Consider the following 26,706-nt stretch of genomic DNA (forward strand, 5'->3'; position numbering starts at 1 on the left):
TTGCTCTATTGCTATTTAATTTTATTAATAATTTTATCTTGACGTTGAATGCTCTCCTGATGAACAGCTGCATAAAACGCTGTGATAAAATCTTTGGTCAATCCTTTTTGAACACCCTCTGACAGCATTTTTTCCAAGACCAAAATCCATCTTTGTTGTTGAAAAACCGCTACATTTTTCACTTTCTTTAAAGCGCCAATTTGATCGGCGATTTGCATCCTTTTCCCCAGTATATCCAATATCTTAGTATCCATCTCATCCAACTGCAAACGCAATATATTGATTTGCGACAGAAACTCTTCCGTTTCATCGGTTTGGTTCCTCACTTTTAACTCGGACAAGATTTCTCCAAGTTGCATTGGTGTTACTTGTTGTGCTGCATCGCTCCAAGCTTTATCGGGGTCGTTATGCGTTTCAATCATCAAGCCGTCGTAGTTCATATCAAGAGCCTGTTGAGAGACTTCTAAAATACGATTACGATCGCCTGTAATGTGGGAAGGATCACAAAAAATAGGCATGTTCGGCAATTGGGTTTTTAAATCAATCGCTATCTGCCACTCGGGTACATTTCTATATTTGGTTTTTTCATAAGTTGAAAAACCTCTATGAATAACACCTAATTTACTAATGCCTGCATTAATCAAACGTTCTACTCCACCCAACCACAGTCCCAAATCGGGGTTAACAGGATTTTTAACCAACACTATCTTATCGGTTCCTTCTAATCTATCGGCTATTTCTTGAACGGCAAATGGGTTTACTGTAGTTCTCGCTCCAATCCACAGCACATCTACATCATGTGCCAAAGCCAGCTCCACGTGCTGTGCAGTTGCAATCTCTACGGCAATCTTTAAGCCCGTTTCTCTTTTTACATCTTGCAACCATTTTAACCCAATAGCACCCACCCCTTCAAATCCTCCAGGTCTGGTTCTCGGTTTCCAAATACCTGCACGAAATACCTTCACTTGCTTTGGCAATTGTTTGGCTATAGTCATCACTTGCTCAGGTGTTTCGGCACTACAAGGCCCTGCTATGATAAGCGGCTGTCCTTGTTCCCGAAATTCATCCATCCAAGTTTTTGTATAAATCTCCCTTTCCATATCGCAAATTTACTATGTATTTCTTTAACAAACAGTATTTAAACACATACTTATCTCAAAAAATACAGGTTTGCGAATATTTATTAGTATTAACAATTAAAGGCTTCAACACAAAAACTACGGCTTTTTACGGTCTATATCTCAAGAATTAATTAATTTTATTGTTTTATATAAAATTACGCCTTTATGACCATACTGACTTTTACACTTATTCTTTTTTTAGGTGCCTTTTTAGCTGGTTTTATAGGCTCGCTATCAGGACTCGGAGGAGGAATTATCATTATCCCCTTATTGACGGTATTTTTAAATGTCGATATTCATTATGCTATAGGAACTGCTTTAGTAGCAGTAATCGCTACCTCGTCAGGTTCAGCCGCGGCCTATGTCAAAGAAGGTATAACCAATATGCGGTTGGGAATTTTTCTAGAAATAGCCACAACAGCCGGAGCTGTAATCGGAGCCCTGCTCTCTACTATAGCACCAACTTCCTTTTTAGCCGTAGTATTCGGGCTTACCCTGGTTTTTTCTTCCATTAATTCGCTTCGAAAAAAAGAGGAACACTTGGTTTTACAATCCAGTACCCTAGCCAACAAACTTCGTTTACCCAGTACCTATCCCACTGCAGATGGAACCAAAAATGCTTACGGAACCAAAAATGTAGTAGGCGGTTTCAGTATGATGGGCGTTGCCGGAATGATGTCTGGTCTATTGGGAATAGGCTCCGGTGCCTTTAAAGTAATCGCAATGGACAATATCATGAAAATTCCTTTCAAAGTTTCAACAACTACAAGTAATTTTATGATGGGAGTTACCGCAATGGCCAGTTCTGTGATTTATATACAAAAAGGCTATATTGAACCGGCAATCTGTATGCCCGTTGTAATTGGGGTACTATTTGGAGCCATGACAGGAGCCAAAGTTTTGGTTAAGGCAAATACGAAAAAACTTCGACTGTTTTTTGCTTTACTGATTTTATTCCTTGCAGCAAATATGATTTACAACGGTATTAATGGAAAAATTTAATTCTATGTCACAAGAAAAATTTAATGACCAAGATTTCCAAGCTATCATTGGAAACTTATTGCGATATGGAGTATGGATTGCCTTAGGTGTTGCGCTTTTCGGCGGCATAGTGTATTTATCAGGTCACCATCAAGAGACCGTAAACTACAGCAGCTTTAGCGAAAATAATCGCAATATTTTGATTGTACTTCAAGATATTTTCTCCGGTTTACAAAAAGGGCAAGGCGAATCGATTATATTCCTCGGAATTATACTGCTGTTCCTAACGCCCGTTTTACGAATCCTATTATCGCTGATTTCCTTTCTAATAGAAAAGGACTACCTCTATGTTGGTATAACACTTATAGTGATTGTAATCATCGGATTAAGTATTTCTTTCGGATTTTCACATTAATTGTTCACCCCCTATTTTTTTACGCTCTCAAAATAATTACATTTGTTTCCAAATTCCTCGATCATATGTCAATAGTAGTTAAGAATATCAGCAAGTTTTACGGCGAACAAAAAGCTTTGGATTCCATTTCTTTTTCGGTTTCTAAAGGGGAAATTGTCGGTTTTCTAGGGCCAAATGGTGCCGGGAAATCTACTTTAATGAAAATCCTAACCACTTACCTCAATAAGGATGAAGGAACCGCACAGATTAACGATTTTGATTTGGATACAGATACGCGTTCCATTCAGAAAACAGTTGGCTATTTGGCGGAACACAATCCGCTGTATCTCGATCTTTATGTACGTGAATATTTGGCGTACAATGCCGATTTATATAAAGTGGCTCCCCCGAGAATTGACGAGGTAATTCAGTTGACAGGATTAACGCCAGAATCGCATAAAAAGATTAGCGAATTGTCTAAGGGATATCGTCAGCGCGTTGGTCTGGCCACAGCACTATTACACGATCCGGAAGTACTGATTTTAGACGAACCCACAACAGGACTTGACCCCAACCAATTGGTAGAGATTCGCGAATTGATTAAAAACATAGGAAAAGACAAAACCGTTTTTCTATCTACTCACATTATGCAAGAAGTCGAAGCTTTATGTGAACGCGTTATTATTATCAAAAAAGGAAAAATTGTTGCCGATGAAAAACTCGACAATATACTGGAACAAAATAACGAACAAATTATTGCTGTGGAATTTGACTTTAAAATTGAAGAACAATTTATTCTGCGTATTCCTCAATTGCTTCACGCCAGAAACATACACGATACCCAATGGGAATTGACCTTTGCAGCTGGAGAGGACCAACGACCTCTAGTTTACGATTTCGCACAACAACAAGGCCTAAAAACACTCTCACTACACGTTAAAAACAAAAACCTGGAACACTTGTTCCGAGAAATAACTCTTTAATGCAGATACGCTGATACGTCTATACGCGAATGGGCGAATGGGCGAATGGGCGAATGGGCTAATAGGCATAAAAAAAGAAGACGAATGTGCCTTTAGCATTTCTTCGATTTTAAATTCACAACCGTAAAACCTTGTCGTACGCTTGCCCTTTCCTCTAAAATGTTATATCCTACATCTTGTTAAAGCATTCCGCTTTTCCCTGGGCAAAAGCAAAATTCCATTTAAAATCAATTTTTAATAAATAACACATCACTAAAGTTATTTAGATAAATAAAATTATTTTTTAACGTTTAAGAAATATCGCTACCGAAATTGCTTTTTAAAGATTATTATCCATAAAATTAGTTAACATATATTTACAAGAAACAAAAACTATGCAAAAAAAAACAATATTAAGTAGGTTCTAAAAAAAACCAGTTAGCGGTAGTAGATTCATTATCAAGGTATTTTATTGTATTTTTGAAACGAAAACCACCTATTAACACCCAAAAAAATGACCTTACTTGACCCTATTGACAAAAAACTGCTCTTTGAGTTGCAAATTGACAGCAAGCAATCTATAAAACAACTGGCCGAGAAAGTAAACCTTTCGGTAACTCCAGTACACGAACGCATAAAAAAACTGGAATCTAGCGGAATCATTAAAAATTATGCCGCAGTTATCGACCCTAAATTATTAGGGAAAAAATTATTGGTGTACTGCCAAGTCACTTTGGTTAAACATCAAGGAAAACTCTTTGAAGAATTCGAAGAATATGTAGCTAACTTAGAAGAGGTCCTAGAAGCCTCTTATATAGCAGGTAGCTATGATTTTTTGCTAAAACTCCTTTTAGACGACATGGATGCTTATCAAAATTTTGTAGTACACAAAATCTCCCAATTAGAAATTATTTCACAGATTAAAAGCTCATTTGTCATTCGTACGATTAAAAACACAGCGATTGTCAATTGTCTTTAAAAAAAATGGGCTGTCTCTATAAAGACAGCCCATTTTTTAATAGTGAAGCGTATTGTATTGGGCTATTCTAAAAAAGCCCATTAATCTCGGCATCAATTCTATTAATAATACTTCCTAAATCTTCCGGATCGTCTACAAAATTAATTTGATCGACATCTATGATTAACAATTTACCTTTATTATAAGTTTGAATCCACGCTTCATAACGTTCGTTTAATCGATTGAGGTATTCAATCGAAATAGAATTTTCATAATCCCTTCCACGTTTATGGATTTGAGCAACTAAATTAGGAATAGAACTTCTTAAATAGATCAACAAATCAGGAGCACCTACAAGCTCCTCCATCATTTCGAATAGCGAGGTGTAGTTCTCATAGTCCCTATTAGACATCAGTCCCATGGCATGTAAGTTGGGCGCAAAAATATGAGCATCTTCATAAATCGTTCTGTCCTGTATGGTTTTGCTTCCACTCTGTCTAATTTTTAATACCTGTCTAAAACGACTGTTCAAAAAATAGATTTGCAAATTAAAAGACCAACGATCCATTTTGTGATAAAAATCATCTAAATAAGGATTATCAACCACATCTTCAAAATGCGGTTCCCATCTGTAGTGTTTGGCTAATAATTTAGTTAGTGTCGTTTTTCCGGCTCCGATATTTCCAGCGATTGCTATATGCATTTAAGGTAGAGTTATAAGATAATTTTTAATTTCTAGATCTGTAAAAATACTCAAAATTTGGGTGTTAAAAAAGAATCCTGAAATGCTTTTTTCAACCAAAGGTATGGCTGTTTGAACACCACTTTGTAAATCTAAGTAATAGAGTTGATTATGGCGTAGATAAAGTATTTTGTCGCGATTGATTATTTGAATTCGGTCAAACACAGGCAAATCAGAAAGACGCGTTAGCTTTCCATAGATATCACTACAATACAATTGATTGGACTGGGTAATCCAATAAAAATAATTCACATCAGAATACCGGTATTGTATCGGCTCTAAAAAAGCAGTAGTTAAAGCCGTGTAAGTCAAAGTCTGTATTGACAGTTGCCCCAATTGATTGGTAGCCTCATCCCATATCCATAATCGATTCTGGGAGCTCATCCCAACAAAACCTGGAACCAACTGCGGATTAGTTTCTGTAAGTTTAATGGTTTTAATCAGCGACAACTCTTTATCCAAAAGTACAACCGTATTAAAATCCTTATAAAAAAGACAAATTTGTGCGGGATTAACGAAATCTACATGATGAATTGAACCTAAAGCAATATTTTGATATTCTCGTACTAGTTCTGTTCGTTTCTCTATAAAAACCTGGCCTTTTAAAAAATAACTGGTATTAAAGATGTTTTTACCTATAAAAAAAGCGCCGTTTAATGGCTCTGTATCTACATATTGAGTTGCTATCGGCTTTTGTGCCCAAGAAGAAAATACCAGCATACCCATTAAAAACATACAGAATTTTCTCATCTTGACGGTCTTATTTTCTTATCCAAGTCTGAAACGTAAAAGAATATTGGTGCTTTTCATCTGCAGGATGCATGACCTCTGACAATAATTCCCATACAGTCAAGTCCAATTCTGGAAAAAAAGCATCAGCTTCAAAGGCATGATGCACACGGGTAAGTTCAATTTTATCTGCAAAAGGCAATGCCTCACTATAAATTTCCCCTCCTCCGATAACAAAAACCTCCTCTTGTGCCTGAGATAATTTTAGAGCCGCCTCCAAACTGTTCACTACGATACAACCGTCAGGAGCTTCATAATTCACATTTCTAGTGATTATAAGATGCTTCCGATTTGGCAAAGGTTTCGGAAAAGTCTCAAAAGTTTTACGGCCCATAATGATATAATGCCCTGAAGTCAAACTTTTAAAATGCTTAAAATCATCTGGTAAATGCCACAATAAATTTCCATCCTTTCCCAAGGCATCATTCTCTGCAGCAGCAGCAACCAATATAATCATAACGGTATTTTTTAGTTTTGAGTATCGATAGATTGATTTTGCGAAACCGGAAAATCCTTTTCTACCTGACGTTCGAGTTGCTCCCTTCTCTTAAGTTGTTTTTCCATCAACTTATCAATTTGCGTACGTTCCCATTTCTTATTCATAAACCGATTGACAATCAAAACGTTTATAGCATGTAAAACAAACAATAATGCCCAAATTGAAGTAGCCCATAAATACCATTTTACCGTGGTATCTTGAACCAAGTATTCGTTGGCTATATACAGAAAAATACTTCCTAAAATGAAAACTACAAAATGAAAGAAAAGTCTTTTCTTTTGCTTTACTCTGATACGAGCATCTTCATACAATTCGTGTTGCATTGGATCCATCATGATTGAAAAAATTTAAAATGAATAATTATACGGAAACCGCTCCTTTAATAGCGGGATAAGGGTCGTAATTCTCTAAAATAAAATCTTCAAATTTAAAGGAGAAAATATCTTTTACCTCTGGATTTATTTTCATAAAAGGAAGGGCTTTGGGCTCACGTGACAACTGTAAATCAACTTGTTCTATATGATTATTATATATATGAACATCTCCAAAAGTATGTATGAAATCTCCGTACTCTAAGTCACAAACTTGAGCTACCATCATGGCAAACAAAGCATAGGATGCAATGTTAAACGGCACGCCTAAAAACACATCAGCACTACGCTGATACAACTGGCAAGATAATTTTCCATCAGCTACATAAAACTGAAAAAAGGAGTGGCAAGGAGGCAATGCCGCTTTTCCGTTTGCCACGTTTTCAGAAAAACTTACCGAAGTGTCTGGCATGACACTTGGATTCCAAGCAGTAACCATCATTCTTCTACTGTTTGGATTGGTTTTAATGGTATCAATAACCTCTTTAATTTGGTCAATTCCCTCACCGTTCCAATTTCTCCACTGAAAACCATATACCGGTCCTAAATCACCGTTTTCATCGGCCCATTCGTCCCAAATTTTAACACCGTTTTCTTTTAAATAAGCTATATTAGTATCTCCCTTCAAAAACCATAAAAGCTCATGAATAATTGATTTTAAATGCACTTTTTTGGTGGTTACTAACGGAAATCCCTCACTTAGATCAAACCGCATTTGATACCCAAAAATACTTTTAGTACCCGTTCCAGTTCGGTCGCCTTTTTGAGTACCGCGTTCAACCACTTCCTTAACTAAATCTAAATATTGTTTCATATGTAGATACTATTTGTTTTTTACGGTTTATCTGCCCGTTATATCCCTGTGATTGTTTCGCCAATACGAAACAGCATTCTATTGTTACAATTCTCTTTTCGAAACTTCGTCTCGCAACTTTGCCGCCTTTTCATAGTCTTCTTTCTGAACAGCATTTTCAAGAAGTTCATACAATTCAGACAAACTGTAATGAGCATAGTCACCAGCCTTAACTACGGTTTCGTTACGCGTCTCATTTTCAATAGCAGTATCTTCCTCCAAAGGCCCCTCTGATTGCATCTCATCTAAAGGTGATGACTTTAATATAATTCCCGCTTTATCCAATATATTCTTATAGGTAAAAATAGGTGCATAAAAACGAATAGCCAAAGCTATTGCATCCGAAGTTCTAGCATCAATAATCTCTTCTATACCGTCGCGTTCACAAATAATACTCGAAAAGAAAATACCGTCCACTAATTTATGAATGATGACCTGCTTAACAACTATATCGAATCGGTCGGCAAAATTTTTAAACAAATCATGGGTCAACGGACGCGGAGGTTTAATCTCTTTCTCGATTGCAATAGCAATCGATTGCGCCTCAAAGGCCCCTATAACAATCGGCAACTTCCTTTCACCTTCTACTTCATTCAAAATCAAAGCATAAGCTCCATTCTGAGTATGGCTATATGAAATACCTTTTATACTAAGCTTTACTAAACTCATAGTTATTATTTATAATCACAACAAGGGCTGTCTAACAAAGATAGCAATTTCTTCATTTAGACAGCCCTTTTATATAAGACTAAATCAAAATCTAAGCATTCTTAGCTTTGAATTCTTTTAGTTTTTCAATTAATTTCGGAACAATTTCAAAAGCATCTCCTACCACACCATAGTCCGCCACTTTAAAGAAAGGCGCTTCTGGATCTGAATTGATAACCACTTTTACTTTAGAAGCATTAATACCTGCAATATGTTGAATTGCTCCAGAAATTCCAACAGCAATATACAAATTAGCAGCCACAGGCTTCCCGGTTTGCCCAACGTGTTCTTCATGAGGTCTCCAATCCAAATCAGATACCGGTTTAGAACAAGCCGTAGCCGCACCTAAAACAGTCGCCAATTCTTCAATCATTCCCCAATTCTCAGGTCCTTTTAATCCACGTCCTGCAGAAACCACTATATCCGCATCTGCAATCGTTACTTTACCTGTTGTTTTTTCAACACTTTCTACCGTTAAGGTAAAATCAGCATTGTTTAAAGATGGTGAAAAATCTTCCGTTACAGCAGCGCCATTAGCCTCTACTAAACCGAATGAATTTTTCCCGATAGCAATCACCTTAACCTCTGAATTGATTTCCGTATGATTAAATGCCTTGTTGGAAAAAGCAGTTCTTTTAACCACAAAAGGATTTGTGCTTTCTGGCAAAGCCACAACATTAGATGCATATCCTGCATCCAAACCAACAGACAAAATCGGAGCCAAATATAAACTGTCTGTCGTTGAAGACAAAACCACTAATTTTGTTCCCTCTTTCTGAGCTGCCTGTTTAACAACGTCGGCATAAGCTTTGGCATTAAAAGATTTTAACTGCTCGTTAGTTACTTTTAAAACCTTATCTACACCGTAGCTAGCCAATTCGCTAACATCTGCTATATTTACAGTAACAGCCGTAACCGTAGTATTCATCGTTTCTGCTACTTTTTTAGCATAAGACGCCAGCTCTAAAGCTACTTTTTTAAATTTTCCTTCTGCTGATTCAGCATATATTAAAATAGACATATCTACAATTTTAATGATGGTATAATTATTTTTTACTAAATTTAGATTAGATTACTTTTGCCTCGTTATGCAACAAGTTTACCAATTCATCCAAATTGTCTGCGCTTACCAATTTTACAGCTGATTTAGGAGCCGGTTTTTCAAATCGGATTGCTTTTGTAGCAGCAACTGCTCCTACCGGTTCTACTATCGTTAAGGCTTTCGTTCTTGCCGTCATGATACCTCTCATATTCGGGATTCTCAAGTCTTTTTCTTCAACAATTCCCTTTTGTCCACCCACTACTAAAGGCAGGTTTACACGTATCGTTTCTTTACCTCCATCTATTTCTCTGATGGCTTTTGCTGAAGTACCCTCTACCTCTAAACCAATACAAGAACTTACAAAATCAAATCCTAAAAGAGAAGCTAACATTCCAGGAACCATTGCTCCATTATAATCTAAAGACTCTTTTCCAGCGATTACTAAATCAAAAGATCCGTTTTTAACTACTTCTGCCAATTGTTTAGCAACAAACAAACCGTCTGTAGGAACTGCATTTACACGAATCGCTTCGTCTGCTCCAATTGCCAATGCTTTTCTAAGTGTAGCCTCCGTTTCTGGTCCACCAACATTAACAACAGTTACCTGAGCTCCTTGTTGCTCTTTAAACCAAATTGCACGTGTCAAACCAAACTCATCATTGGGATTCACAACAAATTGAACACCATTAGTATCAAATTCTGAATCTCCATTCACAAAATTAATCTTGGAAGTAGTATCAGGCACATGGCTGATGCAAACTAATATTTTCATTATATATACGTTTATGTGTTTTACAATTTTCTAGGAACGAAAATAATAATTTATTTTTAAATATTTACTATGCAAGCATACAAAATGTTTTTAAAAGTCTTTTTTCTCCCTAGTCTAAGGCCAATTATTGCTCGTCTGAACTTTGTTAAATCATCCTTTTTACTCAATCCGATTTTAGCTAGCCCTGTCCTTGTTATTTTAATATACGACAAATAATCGAGATAAACTACAATAAACCAACATTTGTCTTGCTTTTCAATTATAAAAAACCTTAAAAAAACGTTGTTTCACCAATGCTTTTTCGTTCTTAATTCGAGAAAACGCGCTTTTGAACTCTTACTATTAAGAGCGAGTGATATGCCTACGTATATTTGTAGGAATAATTAATAAATTTATTTATTTTTGTCAACCTTATAAATTACGGAAACAGAAAAATTATGAGAACGATTCAATTTAGAGAAGCGATATGTGAAGCGATGAGCGAGGAAATGCGCCGCGACGAAACGATATATTTAATGGGAGAAGAAGTTGCAGAATACAACGGAGCATATAAAGCTTCTAAGGGTATGCTCGATGAATTCGGACCAAAAAGAGTTATTGATACTCCAATTGCAGAATTGGGATTTGCTGGAATAGCTGTAGGATCTGCCATGAATGGCAATCGTCCTATTGTTGAGTTTATGACGTTCAATTTCTCGTTAGTTGGAATCGATCAAATTATCAATAATGCCGCAAAAATGCGTCAGATGTCTGGAGGACAATTCCCGATGCCGATTGTATTTAGAGGCCCAACTGCTTCGGCAGGTCAATTAGGAGCTACGCATTCTCAAGCTTTTGAAAACTGGTTTGCAAACACACCGGGACTAAAAGTAGTCGTACCATCTAATCCATATGACGCTAAAGGACTTTTAAAAGCGGCAATTCGCGATAATGATCCTGTGATTTTCATGGAATCGGAACAAATGTATGGTGACAAGGGAGAAGTACCAGAAGGAGAATACATCATACCGCTTGGCGTAGCCGAAGTAAAAATGGAAGGAACCGATGTAACAATTGTTTCTTTTGGAAAAATCATCAAAGAAGCTTACATCGCTGCTGAAGCCTTGGCTAAAGAAGGGATTTCATGTGAGGTTATCGACTTGAGAACCGTTCGCCCAATGGATCATGCTACGATTTTAAAATCGGTAAAAAAGACCAACCGTTTGGTGGTTCTAGAGGAAGCCTGGCCATTTGGAAGTGTTGCTTCAGAAATCACTTATATAGTGCAAGAGCAAGCTTTTGATTATTTAGATGCTCCTATTCAAAGAATTACTACAGCAGACACACCTGCTCCTTATTCACCGGAACTTCTTAGAGAATGGTTACCCAATTCTCAAGACGTCATTAAAGCGGTGAAAAAAGTAGCTTACAAATAGCAAAATTAGATTATCTTTGAACTCCATCTTACAGATGGAGTTTTTTTATTGCTACAACTATGAAAAAGGTAATTATCGTACTCATCATTGCTTTTTGTTGTCCTCTTTTTTTACAGGCCCAAACAAAAGCCAGCGGACAAATTAAAGATAAAAACAATGAAGCCGTCCCCTACTCCAGCGTTTATTTTAAAAATTCCACTCAAGGTGTTATCGCCAATGAATCGGGAAAATTCTATCTTGAATCTCAAAAAGATTACGACACCTTAGTCGTTAGCTTTATCGGGTATAAAACCAAAGAAATTTTACTTCCAAAAAACACCAATCTGGATCTAAAGGTCACTTTAGAGGAAGATAATATGTTGTCAGAAGTAAAGATTTACACAGGAAAAACTTCAAAGAAAGACAATCCTGCCCTGGACATCTTACGTAAAATCTGGGCTCGTAAAAAGCAAAATGGCCTTCATATGTTTAAACAATATGAATACGATAAATACGAAAAGGTAGAATTTGACATGAACTCTATCGACAGTGCCTTTACCAAAAAGAGAATCTTTAAGGGCATGGAGTTTATCTTTGACCATATAGACACTTCGAGCATTACAGGAAAAACCTACTTACCAATTTTTATCAACGAAAGAATCAGTAAGGTTTACGGCGATAATGTACGTTCTAAAAACATTGAAAAAACCACCGCGAATAAAAACTCTGGTTTTAACACCAACCAACACATTATTGCATTTATCAAAGACTTGTATGCCGACTACGATATTTACAACAATTACCTTAAGTTTTTTGACAAGGATTTTGTAAGTCCTTTATCCCGAACAGGAATTAATGTTTACAATTATATATTGGCAGATAGTGCTTATATAGACAACAAATGGTGTTACAATATTGTTTACTATCCTCGTCGAAAAAACGAACTAACTTTTAAAGGAGATTTTTGGGTTAATGACAGCACCTTTGCCATTAAAAAAATCAATTTAGAAGCGAGTAAGGGAGCCAATATCAACTGGGTAAAAGACATTTATATCGAACAAGAGTTTGACGTATTGAACGACTCAGTCTTTTTATTGACTAAAGATTATATGATGTCTGATTTTAGTCTTTCGAAAAAGGAAAAATCCAAAGGAGTATATGGAAAGCGAACCACCATCTACCGAGACCATGTATTTGACCAACCCAAAGAAGAAAAATTTTATAAAGAGGAGGTCAACGATTACAACGAATCCATCTATACCAAATCGGATGAGTTTTGGCAAGAATACCGGTTTGAACCTTTGAGTAAGGATGAGTTAGGTATCTACAAGATGCTCGACACCTTGCAAACGGTTAAGCGTTTTAAACAACTCTTTTCAATTGGAACTGTACTCGCAAGCGAATATATACAAATAGGCAAATTTGACTATGGCCCTATTTTCTCTTCCTTTGGATATAATGACGTAGAAGGCATTCGACTACGTACAGGTGGGAGAACATACTTTGGACCTAACGACAAATGGCGTCTAGAAGGCTATACTGCTTATGGATTTAAAGATGGACAAATTAAATATGGTATTTCCGGTAAAATCTTATTAGATACACCAAATCGACTTATACTGTTTGCTGGAAATAGACGCGACATCGAACAGATTGGCGTTAGCCTTACAGAAACCAACGATATCTTAGGGCGAAGTTTTGCTTCGAGTTCTCTGTTTGCCAGTGGTGATAATTCCAAGTTAACCTCGATAAATTTATCTTCTATAGGGCTGGAAATTGAACCTGTTAAAAATTTAAAATTCACTTCTACTTTTACTTATAGAACTTTAAAATCTGCTTCAGAAACTTTTAGTTTAGATTATTATACAGACAAGGAAAACGACATTACCAAGAGTGATGTTACCCAATCTGAAGTGAGCATGGCTATCGATTATACTCCAAATAAACGAACGATTGGCGTTGGCGTTGACCGTACGGATGTCGATCAAAATTACGCCCATGTATTTCTAAAATACAGTCAGGGCTTACAAGGTGTTTTCGATAGTGATTTCGACTATCAACGACTCCAATTATATTATAGACAACCGTTACTTCTCGGTGGATTTGGTCGATTGACCTCTACTTTTGAAGCGGGAAAAACCTTTGGAGAAGTACCTTTGGGCTTGCTAAACGTGATACCGGGTAACCAGTCTTACTTTTTGATTGAGAACGCCTACAGTTTAATGAGTTATTACGAGTTTGTAACCGATGAATACTTATCGCTTCACTTTGAACACAATTTCAATGGTCGTTTATTCTCTAGAATACCTCTTTTAAGAGATTTAAACCTTAGGGAAATTATTGGAATAAGAGGTGTTTATGGTCGAATTTCCGATGAGAACAAAGCCCTTAATGCTTCCAACATAACTTATAGAGCACCTGAAGATGTATATTGGGAATACCATGCTGGTGTTGGAAATATATTTAAATTCTTTAGAATAGATTTTTCTTGGAGAGGCAGCTACCTCGACCTGCCCGATGCTAAACGCTTTGGCATCAAAGGATCTTTTGGCTTCTATTTCTAACAATTTGCTAATAATGGCTTTAAAGCTTGCTATAAAGTAGGATTTGACTTATTTTTGCACTCCAATTATCAGAAGAAGAAATAAAGACATTACTTATGAATAATAATTTTGAAAGTTTCGATGCATTTGTCGAAATCCCTACAGGAAGTAGAAATAAATACGAATACGATTTTGACCTTAAGAGATTGCGTTTTGACCGTCTTTTATATTCTGCTATGAGATATCCGGCTGACTATGGTTTTATTCCAGAAACCTTAGCTTTAGATGGAGATCCATTGGATGTTTTGGTTATGGTAACAGAACCTACTATTCCTGGATTGGTAGTTGAAGTTAAACCCGTAGGTATTTTCTATATGGAAGACGATAAAGGACCGGATGAAAAAATCCTTTGTGTACCGGTATCGGATCCCATTATGAATAAATTAAACGACATACAAGATGTAAATGAACACTTCAAAAAAGAAGTAGAACATTTCTTCCAAGTTTATAAAGATTTAGAAAATAAAAAAGTTATCACAAACGGTTTCGGAGACAAAGCCGCAGCCATTGCAATGATTAAGGAATGTACTGATCGTTTTGACAATCTGGAAAACAAACCAGAAGGTCTATTCAGTATCCGCTTCTAGTAAAAAAAAGCTGCCTCAAAAAAGGCGGCTTTTTTTATAAAGTGCTAACGCGAATTACTAAATTGCACATCTGAGTACCAGGCTAATTATTATTAATTAATTACTATCAAAAATGATCATAAGAGCTGCAAAAATGGACGATCACGACATTGTTCCCGAATTGATGTTGCAAGCAATGGAAGATATTGTTTTTACGTTTATTGGCAAAAACGACATCGAAGAAGCTATTCAATTTCTAACCCATTTTTTTCGTACTGAAAACAACCAATACAGCTACCAAAACACCTTTGTTGCCGTTGACGAGAATGAAGACATTTGGGGCTCTCTTACATGTTATGACGGAGGCAAACTAACCGAATTGAGAAAACCGGTATTGGAATATATGCAAAGCCGTTATGGTGTGGATTTGACCCCTGAAAATGAAACGGAAGCCGGCGAACTGTATTTAGACACCTTAGCAGTTGCTCCTAGCGCACAAGGTAAGGGTATCGGAAGCTCGTTAATTCAACACATCATCCAATACGCTAAGGACAATGCTTTTAAACAAGTGGGATTATTAGTCGATTTCGAAAATCCACAGGCACAAAAGCTTTATGAGAGACTGGGCTTTAAGGCCAAAGAGACTCTAACCTTTGTCGGCGGTGAATATTACCATATGGTTTACAGCATAAAATAAGCTTTACTATAAAAATCCGTTAATCTATACCTTAACGGATTTTTGCATTTACACCAATAATCCTTTGATAGGCCAATAATAAACCGCTAAGCCACCCGTTATCATCCTTAGTATTTACTCATATCTTTCAGAATAATTACGCTGTCTTAAGGGAATATACCCACGAGTCCGCAATCATATTTACAAAGAATACCTATATTTGTAAAAAATAGAAAAATGTCAAAGAATATCACCCCTTATAAAGAATCTGATTTAGGCAAAAAAGAACAGGTTGCACAAATGTTTGATACGATTTCCGGAAAATATGACCGATTAAACCGTATTATATCATTAGGTAACGATGTGAAGTGGCGTAAAAAAGTCCTTAAATTAGTGGCTGATACCAATCCGAATCGCGTCTTAGATATCGCAACGGGAACCGGTGATTTAGCTATTTTAATGGCTGAGACCAAGGCGACACAAATTATAGGCTTGGACATTTCTGCGGGAATGCTCGAAGTTGGAAAGGAAAAAATTAAAGAAAAAAATCTTAACGACCGAATTGAAATGGTTTTAGGTGATTCGGAAAATCTACCTTTTGAAGACAATTATTTCGATGCGATTACCGTAGCCTTTGGTGTTCGAAATTTTGAAACCCTAGAAAAGGGACTAGCAGAAATCTTACGGGTGTTAAAACCGGGTGGTATTTTTGTAATTCTTGAAACATCTGTACCCACAAAATTTCCTTTTAAGCAAGGATATGCTATATTTACCAACGGATTAATGCCATTAATAGGGAAAATCCTGTCAAAAGATAAAAAAGCCTACACTTATTTATCAGAATCTGCTTCAAATTTCCCTTACGGAGAAGTTTTAAACAATATTTTGAGAAAAGTTGGGTTTACACAAGTTAAGGATATGCCGCAGACACTTGGTGGAGTAGCTACCATTTACTCGGCATCTAAATAATATCAAATCGCTAATAACTGCTTGTTGTAGCTATAAACAATAAATACCTATATGAAAAAAATATTCTTTATTTTTATTGTACTGCTCAGCTTTCAAAGCTATTCACAGTCCCTTTTTGGCAGAAAGCCCTTGCTCAATATGCAAGATTGGGATAAACAAAGAGTTTATTGGGGATATTATTTAGGCTTTAACTCCTACGATTTTAAATTTGATTACGACCCTACTTACTACGAAAAAAACAAAAATATGGACGTAGAAGTTAGTACCAACATTGGTTTTAATGTGGGATTGGTCGGTAATTTACGCTTGATGGAATACTTGGATTTGCGATTTGAACCGGGTTTATCGTATACACAGCGTAATTTGCACTTTCCAAACATCGCTACTCAAGGTATGGCTAACAGAGAAGTAAGCTCTACCTACCTTCACTTTCCTTTGCTATTGAAGTTTTCTGCATTGCGAACTGGAAATGTACGTCCGTTTGTAGTTGGGGGCTATTCTCAATCGCTTAACTTAAGCAGTAATTACAAATCTAAAGACGATAATTACGAAGGCAGATTTAGAATGAAACAATGGACTGCTAATTATGAATTGGGGGTTGGTGTTGATTTTTACTTTGAATACTTTAAATTTTCACCCTCTATTAGAGGCGTATTTGGTATAGACGATGAATTAATTCGAGATAATAATCCTGACAGTCCGTGGACTGGCGGTATTGAATCCATGAAGACCAGAGGTCTATTTGTAAACTTTACTTTTCACTAGCCCACTTTCCTCTTTGTTCTTTATTTATGTCTAGAAAATTCGCTTAAAACAATAGCGGTTGCCATAGCGACATTAAGACTTTCGGTTTGCTGTAAATCGCCAAATCGCGGTATGGCGATACGGCTATTGACTAAGGCTGCTATATCCTCCGAGATGCCATTGGCTTCATTCCCCATAACGATGATTCCATTAGCTGGCAGTTCTTCTCTGTAAATAGAAACACCGTCCATAAAAGTTCCAAATATAGGCCAAGAGGCCTTTTCTTCTAAAAAGGGCACCAAGTCTTTATATACAACAGCAACTCGCGTTACCGACCCCATGGTTGCCTGAATAACCTTCGGATTGTAGACATCTACAGTTTGCGGGGAACATACCAGGCTTTTAATACCAAACCAGTCACAAAGTCTAATTATTGTACCCATATTTCCAGGATCGCGAACATCGTCCAAAACCACGATTAAACCTTCATCTTCCGTATTTACAACTTCGGGTATTTCAAAAATAGCCAAACAATTGTTTGCCGTATTTAGGGCTGTAATTTTACTCAATTCACTGTTTGAGATAAAGACCACCTTGCTCTGATCGACATTTACGTCAATGACTTCGGTACAAAACAATTGCTGTAATTTTAAATTGGAATTGACCAACTCTTGGATTACTTTTACTCCCTCAGCAAGAAACAATTGATGTTGTTTGCGGTATTTTTTTTGTTGCAAACTTTTTATTAGTTTGATTTGGTTTTTAGTAACCATAAAAAATGTATTTTTGACCTACTATTTATATTGATTTGAAAGATAAAACATCAAAAATAGCACTATTTATATTAATAAGTGTAAGTTTTTTTTCTTGTACTCTCACCAGGAGAGTTCCTGAGAAACGATCGTTGCTAATGCAAAACGAGATTTTGGAAAACGGCAAGAAAAACTCTAAGGAAGAAATACACAATCAATTATATCAACATCCGAACAGTTCCATATTGGGATATCGGTTGCGACTTCACTTATACAACTTAGCCAAACCCAATGCCGATTCGAGCTACCATGCTTGGCTAGAGCAACATCCGCGGACACATAGAAATTTAACGGGCTTACTTTCCGAAAAACAAGTCGGTCGATTAGGTAAGTCATTTGCTGTTTCAGGCTTTAGTCAATTTCTAAAAAACACCGGGGAACCTCCTGTGTTATTTGAAGAAAACAGAATGAATCGCTCCGTAATTCGATTGAAAAATTATTATTTTAACCAAGGTTTTTTTAACACTACAATTCAAACTACAGTCGATAGTTTGGCTGAACAGAAAACGAAAGTAACTTATAAAATCGAAACCGGACAAGCTTATAAAATAGACTCGGTATCTACCCATATTTCAACTCCTGCCCTAGATAGTTTATATAGAAAAAACGCATCTAAGTCATTGGTAATGCCCGAAAAAACATATAATGCAAAAGACTTCGAAGCCGAACGCAAGCGCATAACAAGTAATTTCAGAAATAACGGAGCTTATTATTTCCAAGAAAGCAACATACACTATGTTGTAGACACCATATACAACCAACACAAAGCTACTGTAGAACTTATTATAGACGATCGAACCGTAAAATCTGGCGATACACTTAAACAAATTCCCTTTAAAATTTACAAGATCAGCGACGTCAATATTTTCACCAACAACACATCAAAAAAGAATGAAAACATCGCAGATAGTATAAGTTTTAATAATTTTAACATCTATAGCGCCAATAAACTGGAATACAGACCTAAGGCATTAACGGATGCGATTTTTATAACCAAAGGAAGTACATTTAGTGATTTCCGCAGGGTCCTAACTTCTCGTTCTATCAGTAATTTACGAATTTTTAATTATCCTTCTATTGAATATTTAGAAGACAAACGCGACAGTACAGGTCAATCTTTAGTGGCTAATGTCTTCTTGACACCAAGGAAAAAAATGACTCTAAACCCTTCCCTAGACGTTACCCATTCCAATATTCAAGATTTTGGGATTGCTGGAAATATGGGTTTGGTAATTCGAAATGTATTTAGAGGTGCTGAAATCTTAGATATTGGCTTAAGAGGAAGTATCGGTTCATCAAGAGAAATGGCCAATCCAAACAACATATTTCTCAATGTATCCGAATATGGTGTTGACGTCAAATTATCATTTCCACGCTTGTTTTTTCCAATTAAAACCGAGGGAATAATCCCCAAAAGCATGCTTCCAAGAACCATGATGAGTTTTGGATTATCGCGTCAACAAAACATTGGATTAGACAAAGAAAATTTCACGGGTATTATCAATTACAATTGGACTCCAAAGCGAAACACCAGTTACAGTTTAGATTTACTCAATTTACAATATGTTCGCAACACCAATCCTGCTAACTATTTTAGTGTTTACAAATCCTCATTTAATACCTTAAACAATATTGCAATTCGCAACGAGGTCAACAACGACTATTTTGACGCCGACGGAAACTTAACTATTGCAGATGGAGGTGCCAACCAATTCATCACCGACGTATTGACTGGAAAAACACCTATCAATGCTGGTTCTGATGATTATCAAACCGTTCGTAGTATAGAAGAGCGCCGAGTACGTCTATCTGAAAACAACTTGATTATAGCCGCTAATATTTCGTTTACGAAATCGTCTAAAACAGATATAAAAGACAACAACTTTTACACCTTTAAGACGAAAGTGGAGTCAGCAGGGGGATTAACCAGTTTATTGACCAAAAGTGGCAATTCAAACATTAGCGAAAACGGCAACCGAACTTTGCTCAATGTCGAATTCTCACAATATGTAAAAACCGAAATTGACTTTGTCAAATATTGGGACCTAGGGCGCCAACAAGTCATTGCTTTTCACACCTTTGGAGGTTTAGCCGTGCCCTATGGCAACTCCAACAGCATACCTTTTTCAAGAAGTTATTTTGCCGGGGGGTCAAATGACAACCGCGCCTGGCAATCGTATCGACTCGGACCGGGTAGCAGCGGCGCCATTAACGATTTTAACGAGGCAAATATGAAATTATTCGCCAGTACGGAATACCGTTTTAACATTACCGGAAAATGGAATGGAGCCTTATTTTTGGATGCTGGAAATATATGGAATATCTTTGATCACATCGAAGACAAAGCATACACCTTTAATGGAGTCAAATCTCTTGGTGACATCGCCATAGGAAGTGGTTTTGGAATTCGATATGATTTTAGTTTCTTTGTATTCCGATTGGATTTGGGCTTTAAAACCTATAATCCGTCTAAGCCAACGGGTGAAAAATGGTTTAGAGAACTCAACTTTGGTAAGGCAGTAATAAATGTTGGAATTAATTATCCCTTCTAATCAAATAATAATTATTAATTTTGTCAACTCTTAAACACACAACTAATATGGCACATAATATAAAACCTGGAGTAGCTGTTGGCGACCAAGTACAGGAAATCTTTAGATATGCAAAAGAAAAAGGGTTTGCTTTGCCAGCAATCAATGTCACCAGTTCAAGTACGATTAACGGGGTTATGGAGACAGCTGCCAAGTTAAACGCACCAGTAATTATACAATTTTCAAATGGAGGTTGCTCTTTTATTGCAGGAAAAGGCCTATCAAATGAAAATCAAAAATCAGCCATTGCAGGTGGAATTGCCGGAGCAAAACACATACACGCCTTGGCCGAACTTTACGGAGCAACAGTAATTCTGCATACGGACCATTGCGCCAAAAATCTTTTACCTTGGATTGATGGATTGCTAGATGCTAGCGAAGAACACATGAAACAATATGGCAAACCACTTTTCAGCTCACATATGATTGATTTGTCGGAAGAGCCTATTGAGGAAAATATAGAAATTTCTAAAAGATACCTAGAGCGCATGAGCAAAATGGGAATGACCTTAGAAATTGAATTGGGAATCACTGGTGGAGAAGAAGACGGAGTTGACAACAGTCATGTAGATTCTTCTAAGCTTTATACGCAACCGGAAGAAGTAGCTTATGCTTACGAGGAACTTTTAAAAGTAAGTCCTCGTTTTACCATTGCCGCTGCTTTTGGAAATGTTCACGGTGTTTACAAACCAGGAAATGTCAAATTGACCCCTAAAATTTTAAAAAACTCACAAGAATTCGTTGCTAAAAAATTCCAAACAGCAGCTAATCCAGTTGATTTCGTATTCCACGGAGGATCGGGTTCTACTTTGGAAGAAATTAGAGAAGCTATTTCTTATGGCGTGATTAAGATGAATTTAGATACCGATTTACAATTCGCTTTTACAGAAGGAGTTCGCGATTATATCGTAGAAAACGTTGAATATTTAAAAACCCAAATAGGAAATCCAGAGGGATCAGAGTTACCAAACAAAAAGTACTACGATCCTAGAAAATGGGTAAGAGAAGGAGAATTGACTTTTAACGCCCGTTTAAAACAGGCTTTTGAAGATTTAAATAACGTAAACACGTTATAATTCTTCACTCTTTACTATATTATAAAATAAAACAAACAATTTATGGCTTGGTTTAAAAGAACAGAAAAAGGAATACAGACCCCAACAGAAAACAAAAAAGACGTCCCAAAAGGTTTATGGTACAAATCTCCAACGGGAAAAATTATTGATTCTGATGAGCTAGCGCACAATCTATGGGTAAGCCCAGAAGACGGATACCACGTTAGAATTGGAAGTAAAGAATATTTCGAGATTCTTTTTGACAACAACGACTATAAAGAAATCGCAAAAAATTTAACTTCAAAAGATCCTTTGAAGTTTGAGGACACTAAAAAATATGTAGATCGTTTAAAAGAAGCGATGGACAAAACCCAATTAAAAGATGCTGTACGCGTTGCTGTTGGAAAATCTAATGGATCAGACTTGGTGATAGCTGCGATGGATTTTGCCTTTATCGGGGGGTCTATGGGAGCTGTAGTTGGGGAAAAAATAGCTCGAGGAATCGACTATTCTATTAAACACAAAATCCCATTTATGATGATTTCCAAATCAGGTGGAGCCCGAATGATGGAAGCCGGATACTCGTTGATGCAAATGGCCAAAACTTCGGCAAAATTAGCGCAATTGGCAGAAGCGAAAATTCCATACATCTCCATGTGTACCGATCCTACAACAGGAGGTATTTCTGCTTCATTCGCGATGCTTGGAGATATCAATATCGCAGAACCCGGAGCTTTGATTGGTTTTGCTGGACCTCGTATTGTTAAAGATACAACAGGAAAAGATCTACCGGAAGGATTCCAAACTTCGGAATTCTTATTGGAACACGGATTTTTAGATTTTATTACTTTGAGAAAAGAACTGAAGAAAAATGTTAATCTGTATTTGGACTTGATTCTAAACAGACCCATTAGCAAATAATCAACTGTTAAAAAAATAGGCTACCTCAAAAGGGTAGCCTATTTTTTTTAACTATCTTATAGTTACAACTTAGAAAAGACTAGTTAATTACCTGTTCGAATGGCCTCTACAGGATCTAATTTTGAAGCCGATATAGCGGGTAATATTCCAGACAACAAACCTATAAAGACAGCTAAAGATGTTCCGATAACAATATTGGCAAAACTCAATACAAATTCAAAATCGAGCACTTTGGTAACCACCATCGCTATAATCCAAACCAATAACATCCCTATTAAACCTCCAAAAAGCGATAAAATAACGGCTTCAAATAAGAATTGAAACAAGATAAACCTGTTTTTGGCACCTAGCGATTTTTGAATACCGATTAAACTCGTGCGCTCCTTAACCGACACAAACATAATATTTGCAATACCAAAGCCGCCCACCAATAAGGAGAAACCACTAATAATCCACCCCACTACATTCATCTGCCCAATAATATTATCCACCATTTCTAACATACCGGCTATTATATTGACAAAAAAATTGTTTTCCTCTGATGGTTTAATTCCCCTAAAGGCTCTTAGCTTTTGAATTAATTCCCCTTTAAACTCTTCGATATCAATTCCTTTTTTAGGTTTTAGAACAATAACAGGGGTGGCACGTAAGGTATTGTCACCAAAAACTTGACGATAATAAGTAGAACTGATATAGGCCTTTACGTCTTTAGACATACCAAAACTTGTCATCCCCTCTTTTTCCAACACCCCTACTACCGTAAATCGTCTTCCATAAAGTCGAACATATTTTCCAATGGGTTCTTCTCCTCCAAACAAATTAACGGCCACTTCGTGTCCTAAAACGATTACAGCAGCACCGGAACTTGATTCCGATTCATTAAAAAATCGTCCTTGCCCAATTTTTAAATTATCCAGGGATTCTATTTGAGCTGTGGAAGGTTGTATAGCGATATCGTTTACGGTATTAGCTCCATATTTAATATTTTCAGAACTTGTAAATAAGTTAAATGATATCTTATCGATAGCGGCAACATTTTTACGCAAATAATCATACTCGCTATACGTAACCTTGGGAAACTGATTAATCTTCCACTGAGGAACATCAGAAGGACCAAACGGATAGTTAAACAAATAAATCATATTTCGATCTATACCACTTAAATCCGTTTTAATTTTACGATCCATAGAATCTACTGCAGAGAGCACCGCTATGATGGAGAAAATCCCTACCGTTACACCTAATAGCGACAAAAGTGTACGAAGCCTATTGTTTTTTAAAGCATTAATTGCAAAAAACAAACTTTCGTTAAGTAATCGAAAATATAAAAGCATATAGAACTTGATTTTTTTACTTCTCTACGAAGCTACGGTAATATATTAGTTCCCCAGAATCGTAATTTGTTACAAATTACGACAATTAAAATAAAAAGACCTCTTATTTAGCGCGAGGGAGGATCTAATAAAGTTGGAAAACAAAAACATTTATTTTTCGAAAATCATAGTCATATTACTTTATAAATACGTGAACAATAACTACTTTTGCAAATTAAACCAAACACACAACATGAGCACAACTAAAACAATTCAATCGGCTTTAATCTCTGTCTTTGACAAAGACGGATTAGAACCAATCGTAAAACAACTTCACGCAAACCAGGTAACGATTTATTCTACTGGGGGAACAGAAACTTTTATTAAAGATTTAGGTATTCCTGTAGTTGCTGTTGAAGAAGTAACTTCATATCCTTCCATTTTAGGTGGTCGTGTAAAAACGCTACATCCAAAGATTTTTGGGGGTATTTTAAACCGTCAAGACCACGAAGGAGATATAGCACAAATGAAGGAGTTTGAGATACCACAGATTGATTTGGTTATTGTGGACTTGTATCCATTTGAAAAAACAGTAGCTTCTGGAGCAAGTGAAGAAGACATTATCGAAAAAATTGATATAGGCGGAATTTCTTTGATTCGCGCTGCAGCAAAAAACTTTAAGGACACCATTATCGTCGCATCCGTTAAAGAATACAAGCCCTTTTTAGACATGATTATATCTAATGAAGGCGGTACTACTCTAGAACAGCGTCGTTGGTTGGCTACTCAGGCTTTCCATGTTTCGTCACATTACGACAGTGCTATTTTTAATTACTTCAACACAGAAGACAACATTCTAAAAACCAGTTTAGACAACGGTCAAGAATTGCGATATGGTGAAAACCCACATCAAAAAGGTTTCTTCTTTGGTGATTTTGATCAAATTTTCGAAAAGGCTCACGGTAAAGAATTGTCGTATAACAATCTTTTGGACGTCGATGCAGCAGTCAATTTAATGGGTGAATTTAAAGGAGAGCAACCTACATTTGCCATTTTAAAACACAATAATGCGTGTGGCGTAGCACAAATGTCTACGATGAAAGAAGCTTATTTGGCTGCTTTGGCGGGCGACCCTACTTCTGCTTTTGGTGGTGTTTTAATTGCCAATGGAAAAATTGACGTCGACACGGCAAAAGAAATTAATTCCCTATTTTGCGAGGTGGTTATTGCACCATCATACGACAATGCCGCTTTAGAAATTCTAAAAGAAAAGAAAAATAGAATTATATTAATACAAAAAGAACTGGAGCTTCCTAAAAAACAAGTACGAACTTGTCTCAATGGAATTTTAGTTCAAGAAAAAGATTTAATTACAGACAATAAAGAACACTTAACTAACGTTACCAATTCAACTCCTTCTACGGAAGAAATTGAAGACTTGTTGTTCGCTTCTAAAATCTGTAAACACACTAAATCCAATACGATAGTATTGACAAAAAACAGACAGCTTTGTGCTTCAGGCACAGGCCAAACATCAAGAGTTGATGCTCTTAAACAAGCCATTGAAAAAGCACAAGCTTTCCAATTTGACCTTAGAGGAGCTGTAATGGCTAGTGATGCTTTTTTTCCTTTTCCAGACTGTGTTGAAATCGCACATAATGCCGGAATCTCTGCTGTAATTCAGCCAGGGGGTTCTATCAAAGACGATTTGAGTATCGCATATTGTAATAAAAATAATGTTTCCATGGTATTTACCGGAATTCGTCATTTCAAACATTAATTTTATTATTTTTGTACTCTAAAATTTTATAACCTATAAAACCCTTTTAATTGTATGGGATTTTTTGATTTCATGACCGAGGATATCGCTATCGACCTTGGGACTGCTAATACACTGATTATCCACGACGGAAAAGTTGTTGTTGATAATCCTTCTATCGTAGCTCGCGATAGAACAACGGGCAAAATTATTGCTGTTGGTAAAGAAGCTAGTTTGATGCAGGGAAAAACTCATGGTAACATAAAAACAATCCGCCCTTTAAAAGACGGTGTAATTGCTGATTTTGACGCTTCGGAAAAGATGATCAGTATGTTCATCAAAAGTATTCCTGCATTGAGAAAAAAACTTTTCACTCCTGCCCTACGTATGGTAGTATGTATTCCCTCAGGAATTACTGAAGTAGAGATGCGAGCAGTAAAAGAATCATGTGAGCGTGTCAATGGAAAAGAAGTCTATTTGATTCACGAACCCATGTCAGCAGCTATAGGTATTGGAGTAGATATTATGCAACCTAAGGGAAATATGATTGTTGACATAGGTGGAGGAACTACCGAAATCGCAGTTATAGCCCTCGGCGGTATTGTTTGTGACAAATCTGTAAAAATTGCTGGTGATGTATTCACCAACGACATCATATATTATATGCGTACCCAACACAATTTATTTGTTGGAGAAAGTACAGCAGAAAAAATAAAAATTCAAATTGGTGCTGCAACTGAAGATTTAGAAGCACCACCAGACGATCTTTTGGTACAAGGTCGTGATTTGTTGACAGGAAAACCGAAGCAGGTTACGGTTTCTTATCGTGAAATTGCTAAAGCCTTAGATAAATCTATTCAACGTATAGAAGATGCCGTAATGGAGACCCTATCACAAACTCCTCCTGAACTGGCTGCAGACATCTATAACACGGGAATTTATTTAGCTGGAGGAGGTTCGATGTTAAGAGGTTTAGACAAGCGTATTTCTCAAAAAACCGATTTACCTGTTTATATTGCCGAAGATCCATTAAGAGCTGTAGTAAGAGGAACTGGATTGGTAATTAAAAACATCAACAAATTTAAAAGCATACTTATCAAATAATATTTCA

General features: G+C 36.5%; 26 protein-coding genes. 15 read left to right on the forward strand and 11 right to left on the reverse strand.

Annotated elements, in window-relative coordinates; all coding sequences use genetic code 11:
* Nucleotides 1-11 precede the first annotated feature (11 nt).
* Nucleotides 12-1,100 (reverse strand): chorismate mutase, encoded by a 1,089-nt coding sequence (locus KO524_RS03010; protein ID WP_219289792.1) that lies wholly within the window; start codon nt 1,098-1,100, stop codon nt 12-14.
* A 186-nt stretch (nt 1,101-1,286) separates the two neighbouring features.
* Between KO524_RS03010 and KO524_RS03015 the strand changes: the two genes are divergently transcribed.
* The 4 genes from KO524_RS03015 (at nt 1,287) to KO524_RS03030 (ending at nt 4,437) form a co-directional block, all read left to right on the forward strand.
* Nucleotides 1,287-2,123, forward strand: coding sequence for a sulfite exporter TauE/SafE family protein (locus tag KO524_RS03015; RefSeq protein ID WP_219289811.1), 837 nt, complete (start codon nt 1,287-1,289; stop codon nt 2,121-2,123).
* A gap of 4 nt (nt 2,124-2,127) precedes the next feature.
* Nucleotides 2,128-2,517 carry a DUF1634 domain-containing protein gene (locus tag KO524_RS03020; RefSeq protein ID WP_219289814.1) on the forward strand — a complete coding sequence of 130 codons (390 nt, stop codon included), beginning with the start codon at nt 2,128-2,130 and terminating at the stop codon, nt 2,515-2,517.
* Between the two features lie 65 nt (nt 2,518-2,582).
* Nucleotides 2,583-3,479, forward strand: a complete 897-nt coding sequence (gene gldA / locus KO524_RS03025; protein ID WP_219289817.1) for a gliding motility-associated ABC transporter ATP-binding subunit GldA — start codon at nt 2,583-2,585, stop codon at nt 3,477-3,479.
* A gap of 493 nt (nt 3,480-3,972) precedes the next feature.
* Nucleotides 3,973-4,437: an Lrp/AsnC family transcriptional regulator gene (locus tag KO524_RS03030; RefSeq protein WP_219289820.1), complete on the forward strand. Its 465-nt coding sequence runs from the start codon at nt 3,973-3,975 to the stop codon at nt 4,435-4,437.
* 67 nt (nt 4,438-4,504) lie between these two features.
* Here the strand turns inward: KO524_RS03030 and KO524_RS03035 are convergent, their stop codons facing one another.
* The 8 genes from KO524_RS03035 to KO524_RS03070 form a co-directional block, all read right to left on the reverse strand.
* On the reverse strand, nt 4,505-5,119 hold the full coding sequence (locus KO524_RS03035; protein ID WP_219289822.1) for a deoxynucleoside kinase: 615 nt from the start codon (nt 5,117-5,119) through the stop codon (nt 4,505-4,507).
* Nucleotides 5,120-5,908: a hypothetical protein gene (locus KO524_RS03040; RefSeq protein WP_219289825.1), complete on the reverse strand. Its 789-nt coding sequence runs from the start codon at nt 5,906-5,908 to the stop codon at nt 5,120-5,122.
* 10 nt (nt 5,909-5,918) lie between these two features.
* On the reverse strand, nt 5,919-6,404 hold the full coding sequence (locus KO524_RS03045; protein WP_219289829.1) for a dihydrofolate reductase: 486 nt from the start codon (nt 6,402-6,404) through the stop codon (nt 5,919-5,921).
* A gap of 11 nt (nt 6,405-6,415) precedes the next feature.
* A complete protein-coding gene (locus KO524_RS03050; protein WP_255555112.1) occupies nt 6,416-6,781 on the reverse strand; it encodes a 2TM domain-containing protein in 366 nt (121 codons plus the stop codon).
* Nucleotides 6,782-6,806: 25 nt separating this feature from the next.
* Nucleotides 6,807-7,631 (reverse strand): thymidylate synthase, encoded by an 825-nt coding sequence (locus KO524_RS03055; RefSeq protein ID WP_219289832.1) that lies wholly within the window; start codon nt 7,629-7,631, stop codon nt 6,807-6,809.
* A gap of 84 nt (nt 7,632-7,715) precedes the next feature.
* Nucleotides 7,716-8,339 carry a bifunctional nuclease family protein gene (locus KO524_RS03060; protein ID WP_219289834.1) on the reverse strand — a complete coding sequence of 208 codons (624 nt, stop codon included), beginning with the start codon at nt 8,337-8,339 and terminating at the stop codon, nt 7,716-7,718.
* A gap of 91 nt (nt 8,340-8,430) precedes the next feature.
* On the reverse strand, nt 8,431-9,399 hold the full coding sequence (locus tag KO524_RS03065; RefSeq protein WP_219289837.1) for an electron transfer flavoprotein subunit alpha/FixB family protein: 969 nt from the start codon (nt 9,397-9,399) through the stop codon (nt 8,431-8,433).
* 46 nt (nt 9,400-9,445) lie between these two features.
* Complete coding sequence (locus KO524_RS03070) at nt 9,446-10,192, reverse strand: electron transfer flavoprotein subunit beta/FixA family protein (protein WP_219289841.1); 747 nt, start codon at nt 10,190-10,192, stop codon at nt 9,446-9,448.
* A gap of 437 nt (nt 10,193-10,629) precedes the next feature.
* On the opposite strand from KO524_RS03070, the gene KO524_RS03075 reads away from it, so the two are divergent.
* From KO524_RS03075 to KO524_RS03100, 6 genes are all read left to right on the forward strand, one after another.
* A complete protein-coding gene (locus KO524_RS03075; protein ID WP_219289844.1) occupies nt 10,630-11,607 on the forward strand; it encodes a pyruvate dehydrogenase complex E1 component subunit beta in 978 nt (325 codons plus the stop codon).
* Between the two features lie 59 nt (nt 11,608-11,666).
* Complete coding sequence (locus tag KO524_RS03080) at nt 11,667-14,150, forward strand: DUF5686 and carboxypeptidase-like regulatory domain-containing protein (RefSeq protein ID WP_219289847.1); 2,484 nt, start codon at nt 11,667-11,669, stop codon at nt 14,148-14,150.
* 95 nt (nt 14,151-14,245) lie between these two features.
* Nucleotides 14,246-14,776 carry an inorganic diphosphatase gene (locus KO524_RS03085; protein ID WP_219289850.1) on the forward strand — a complete coding sequence of 177 codons (531 nt, stop codon included), beginning with the start codon at nt 14,246-14,248 and terminating at the stop codon, nt 14,774-14,776.
* Between the two features lie 112 nt (nt 14,777-14,888).
* Nucleotides 14,889-15,452, forward strand: coding sequence for a GNAT family N-acetyltransferase (locus tag KO524_RS03090; RefSeq protein ID WP_219289853.1), 564 nt, complete (start codon nt 14,889-14,891; stop codon nt 15,450-15,452).
* Between the two features lie 216 nt (nt 15,453-15,668).
* Nucleotides 15,669-16,400, forward strand: coding sequence for a bifunctional demethylmenaquinone methyltransferase/2-methoxy-6-polyprenyl-1,4-benzoquinol methylase UbiE (ubiE, locus tag KO524_RS03095; RefSeq protein WP_219289856.1), 732 nt, complete (start codon nt 15,669-15,671; stop codon nt 16,398-16,400).
* A 51-nt stretch (nt 16,401-16,451) separates the two neighbouring features.
* On the forward strand, nt 16,452-17,165 hold the full coding sequence (locus tag KO524_RS03100; protein ID WP_219289859.1) for a porin family protein: 714 nt from the start codon (nt 16,452-16,454) through the stop codon (nt 17,163-17,165).
* A gap of 20 nt (nt 17,166-17,185) precedes the next feature.
* On the opposite strand, the gene KO524_RS03105 is transcribed toward KO524_RS03100, so the two are convergent.
* Nucleotides 17,186-17,917, reverse strand: a complete 732-nt coding sequence (locus KO524_RS03105) for an RNA methyltransferase (RefSeq protein ID WP_219289862.1) — start codon at nt 17,915-17,917, stop codon at nt 17,186-17,188.
* Between the two features lie 74 nt (nt 17,918-17,991).
* Between KO524_RS03105 and KO524_RS03110 the strand changes: the two genes are divergently transcribed.
* Genes KO524_RS03110 through accD form a run of 3 tightly spaced genes read left to right on the forward strand, consistent with a single transcriptional unit; the run spans nt 17,992 to nt 22,523 of the window.
* The gene (locus KO524_RS03110; protein ID WP_219290549.1) at nt 17,992-20,508 is read left to right on the forward strand and encodes a BamA/TamA family outer membrane protein; all 2,517 of its coding nucleotides are present in this window, start codon (nt 17,992-17,994) and stop codon (nt 20,506-20,508) included.
* Between the two features lie 47 nt (nt 20,509-20,555).
* On the forward strand, nt 20,556-21,623 hold the full coding sequence (fbaA, locus tag KO524_RS03115) for a class II fructose-bisphosphate aldolase (protein WP_219289865.1): 1,068 nt from the start codon (nt 20,556-20,558) through the stop codon (nt 21,621-21,623).
* Between the two features lie 42 nt (nt 21,624-21,665).
* Nucleotides 21,666-22,523 carry an acetyl-CoA carboxylase, carboxyltransferase subunit beta gene (accD, locus tag KO524_RS03120; RefSeq protein WP_219289868.1) on the forward strand — a complete coding sequence of 286 codons (858 nt, stop codon included), beginning with the start codon at nt 21,666-21,668 and terminating at the stop codon, nt 22,521-22,523.
* Between the two features lie 83 nt (nt 22,524-22,606).
* On the opposite strand, the gene KO524_RS03125 is transcribed toward accD, so the two are convergent.
* Entirely contained in the window at nt 22,607-23,857 is a 1,251-nt protein-coding gene (locus KO524_RS03125) for an ABC transporter permease (protein WP_219289871.1), read from the reverse strand.
* Nucleotides 23,858-24,089: 232 nt separating this feature from the next.
* On the opposite strand from KO524_RS03125, the gene purH reads away from it, so the two are divergent.
* On the forward strand, nt 24,090-25,616 hold the full coding sequence (gene purH, locus KO524_RS03130) for a bifunctional phosphoribosylaminoimidazolecarboxamide formyltransferase/IMP cyclohydrolase (RefSeq protein WP_219289886.1): 1,527 nt from the start codon (nt 24,090-24,092) through the stop codon (nt 25,614-25,616).
* Between the two features lie 54 nt (nt 25,617-25,670).
* Entirely contained in the window at nt 25,671-26,699 is a 1,029-nt protein-coding gene (locus KO524_RS03135) for a rod shape-determining protein (protein WP_219289889.1), read from the forward strand.
* Nucleotides 26,700-26,706 lie beyond the last annotated feature (7 nt).

Source organism: Flavobacterium sp. NKUCC04_CG, from assembly GCF_019345525.1.
In the GTDB taxonomy this organism is placed as follows: Bacteria; Bacteroidota; Bacteroidia; order Flavobacteriales; family Flavobacteriaceae; genus Flavobacterium.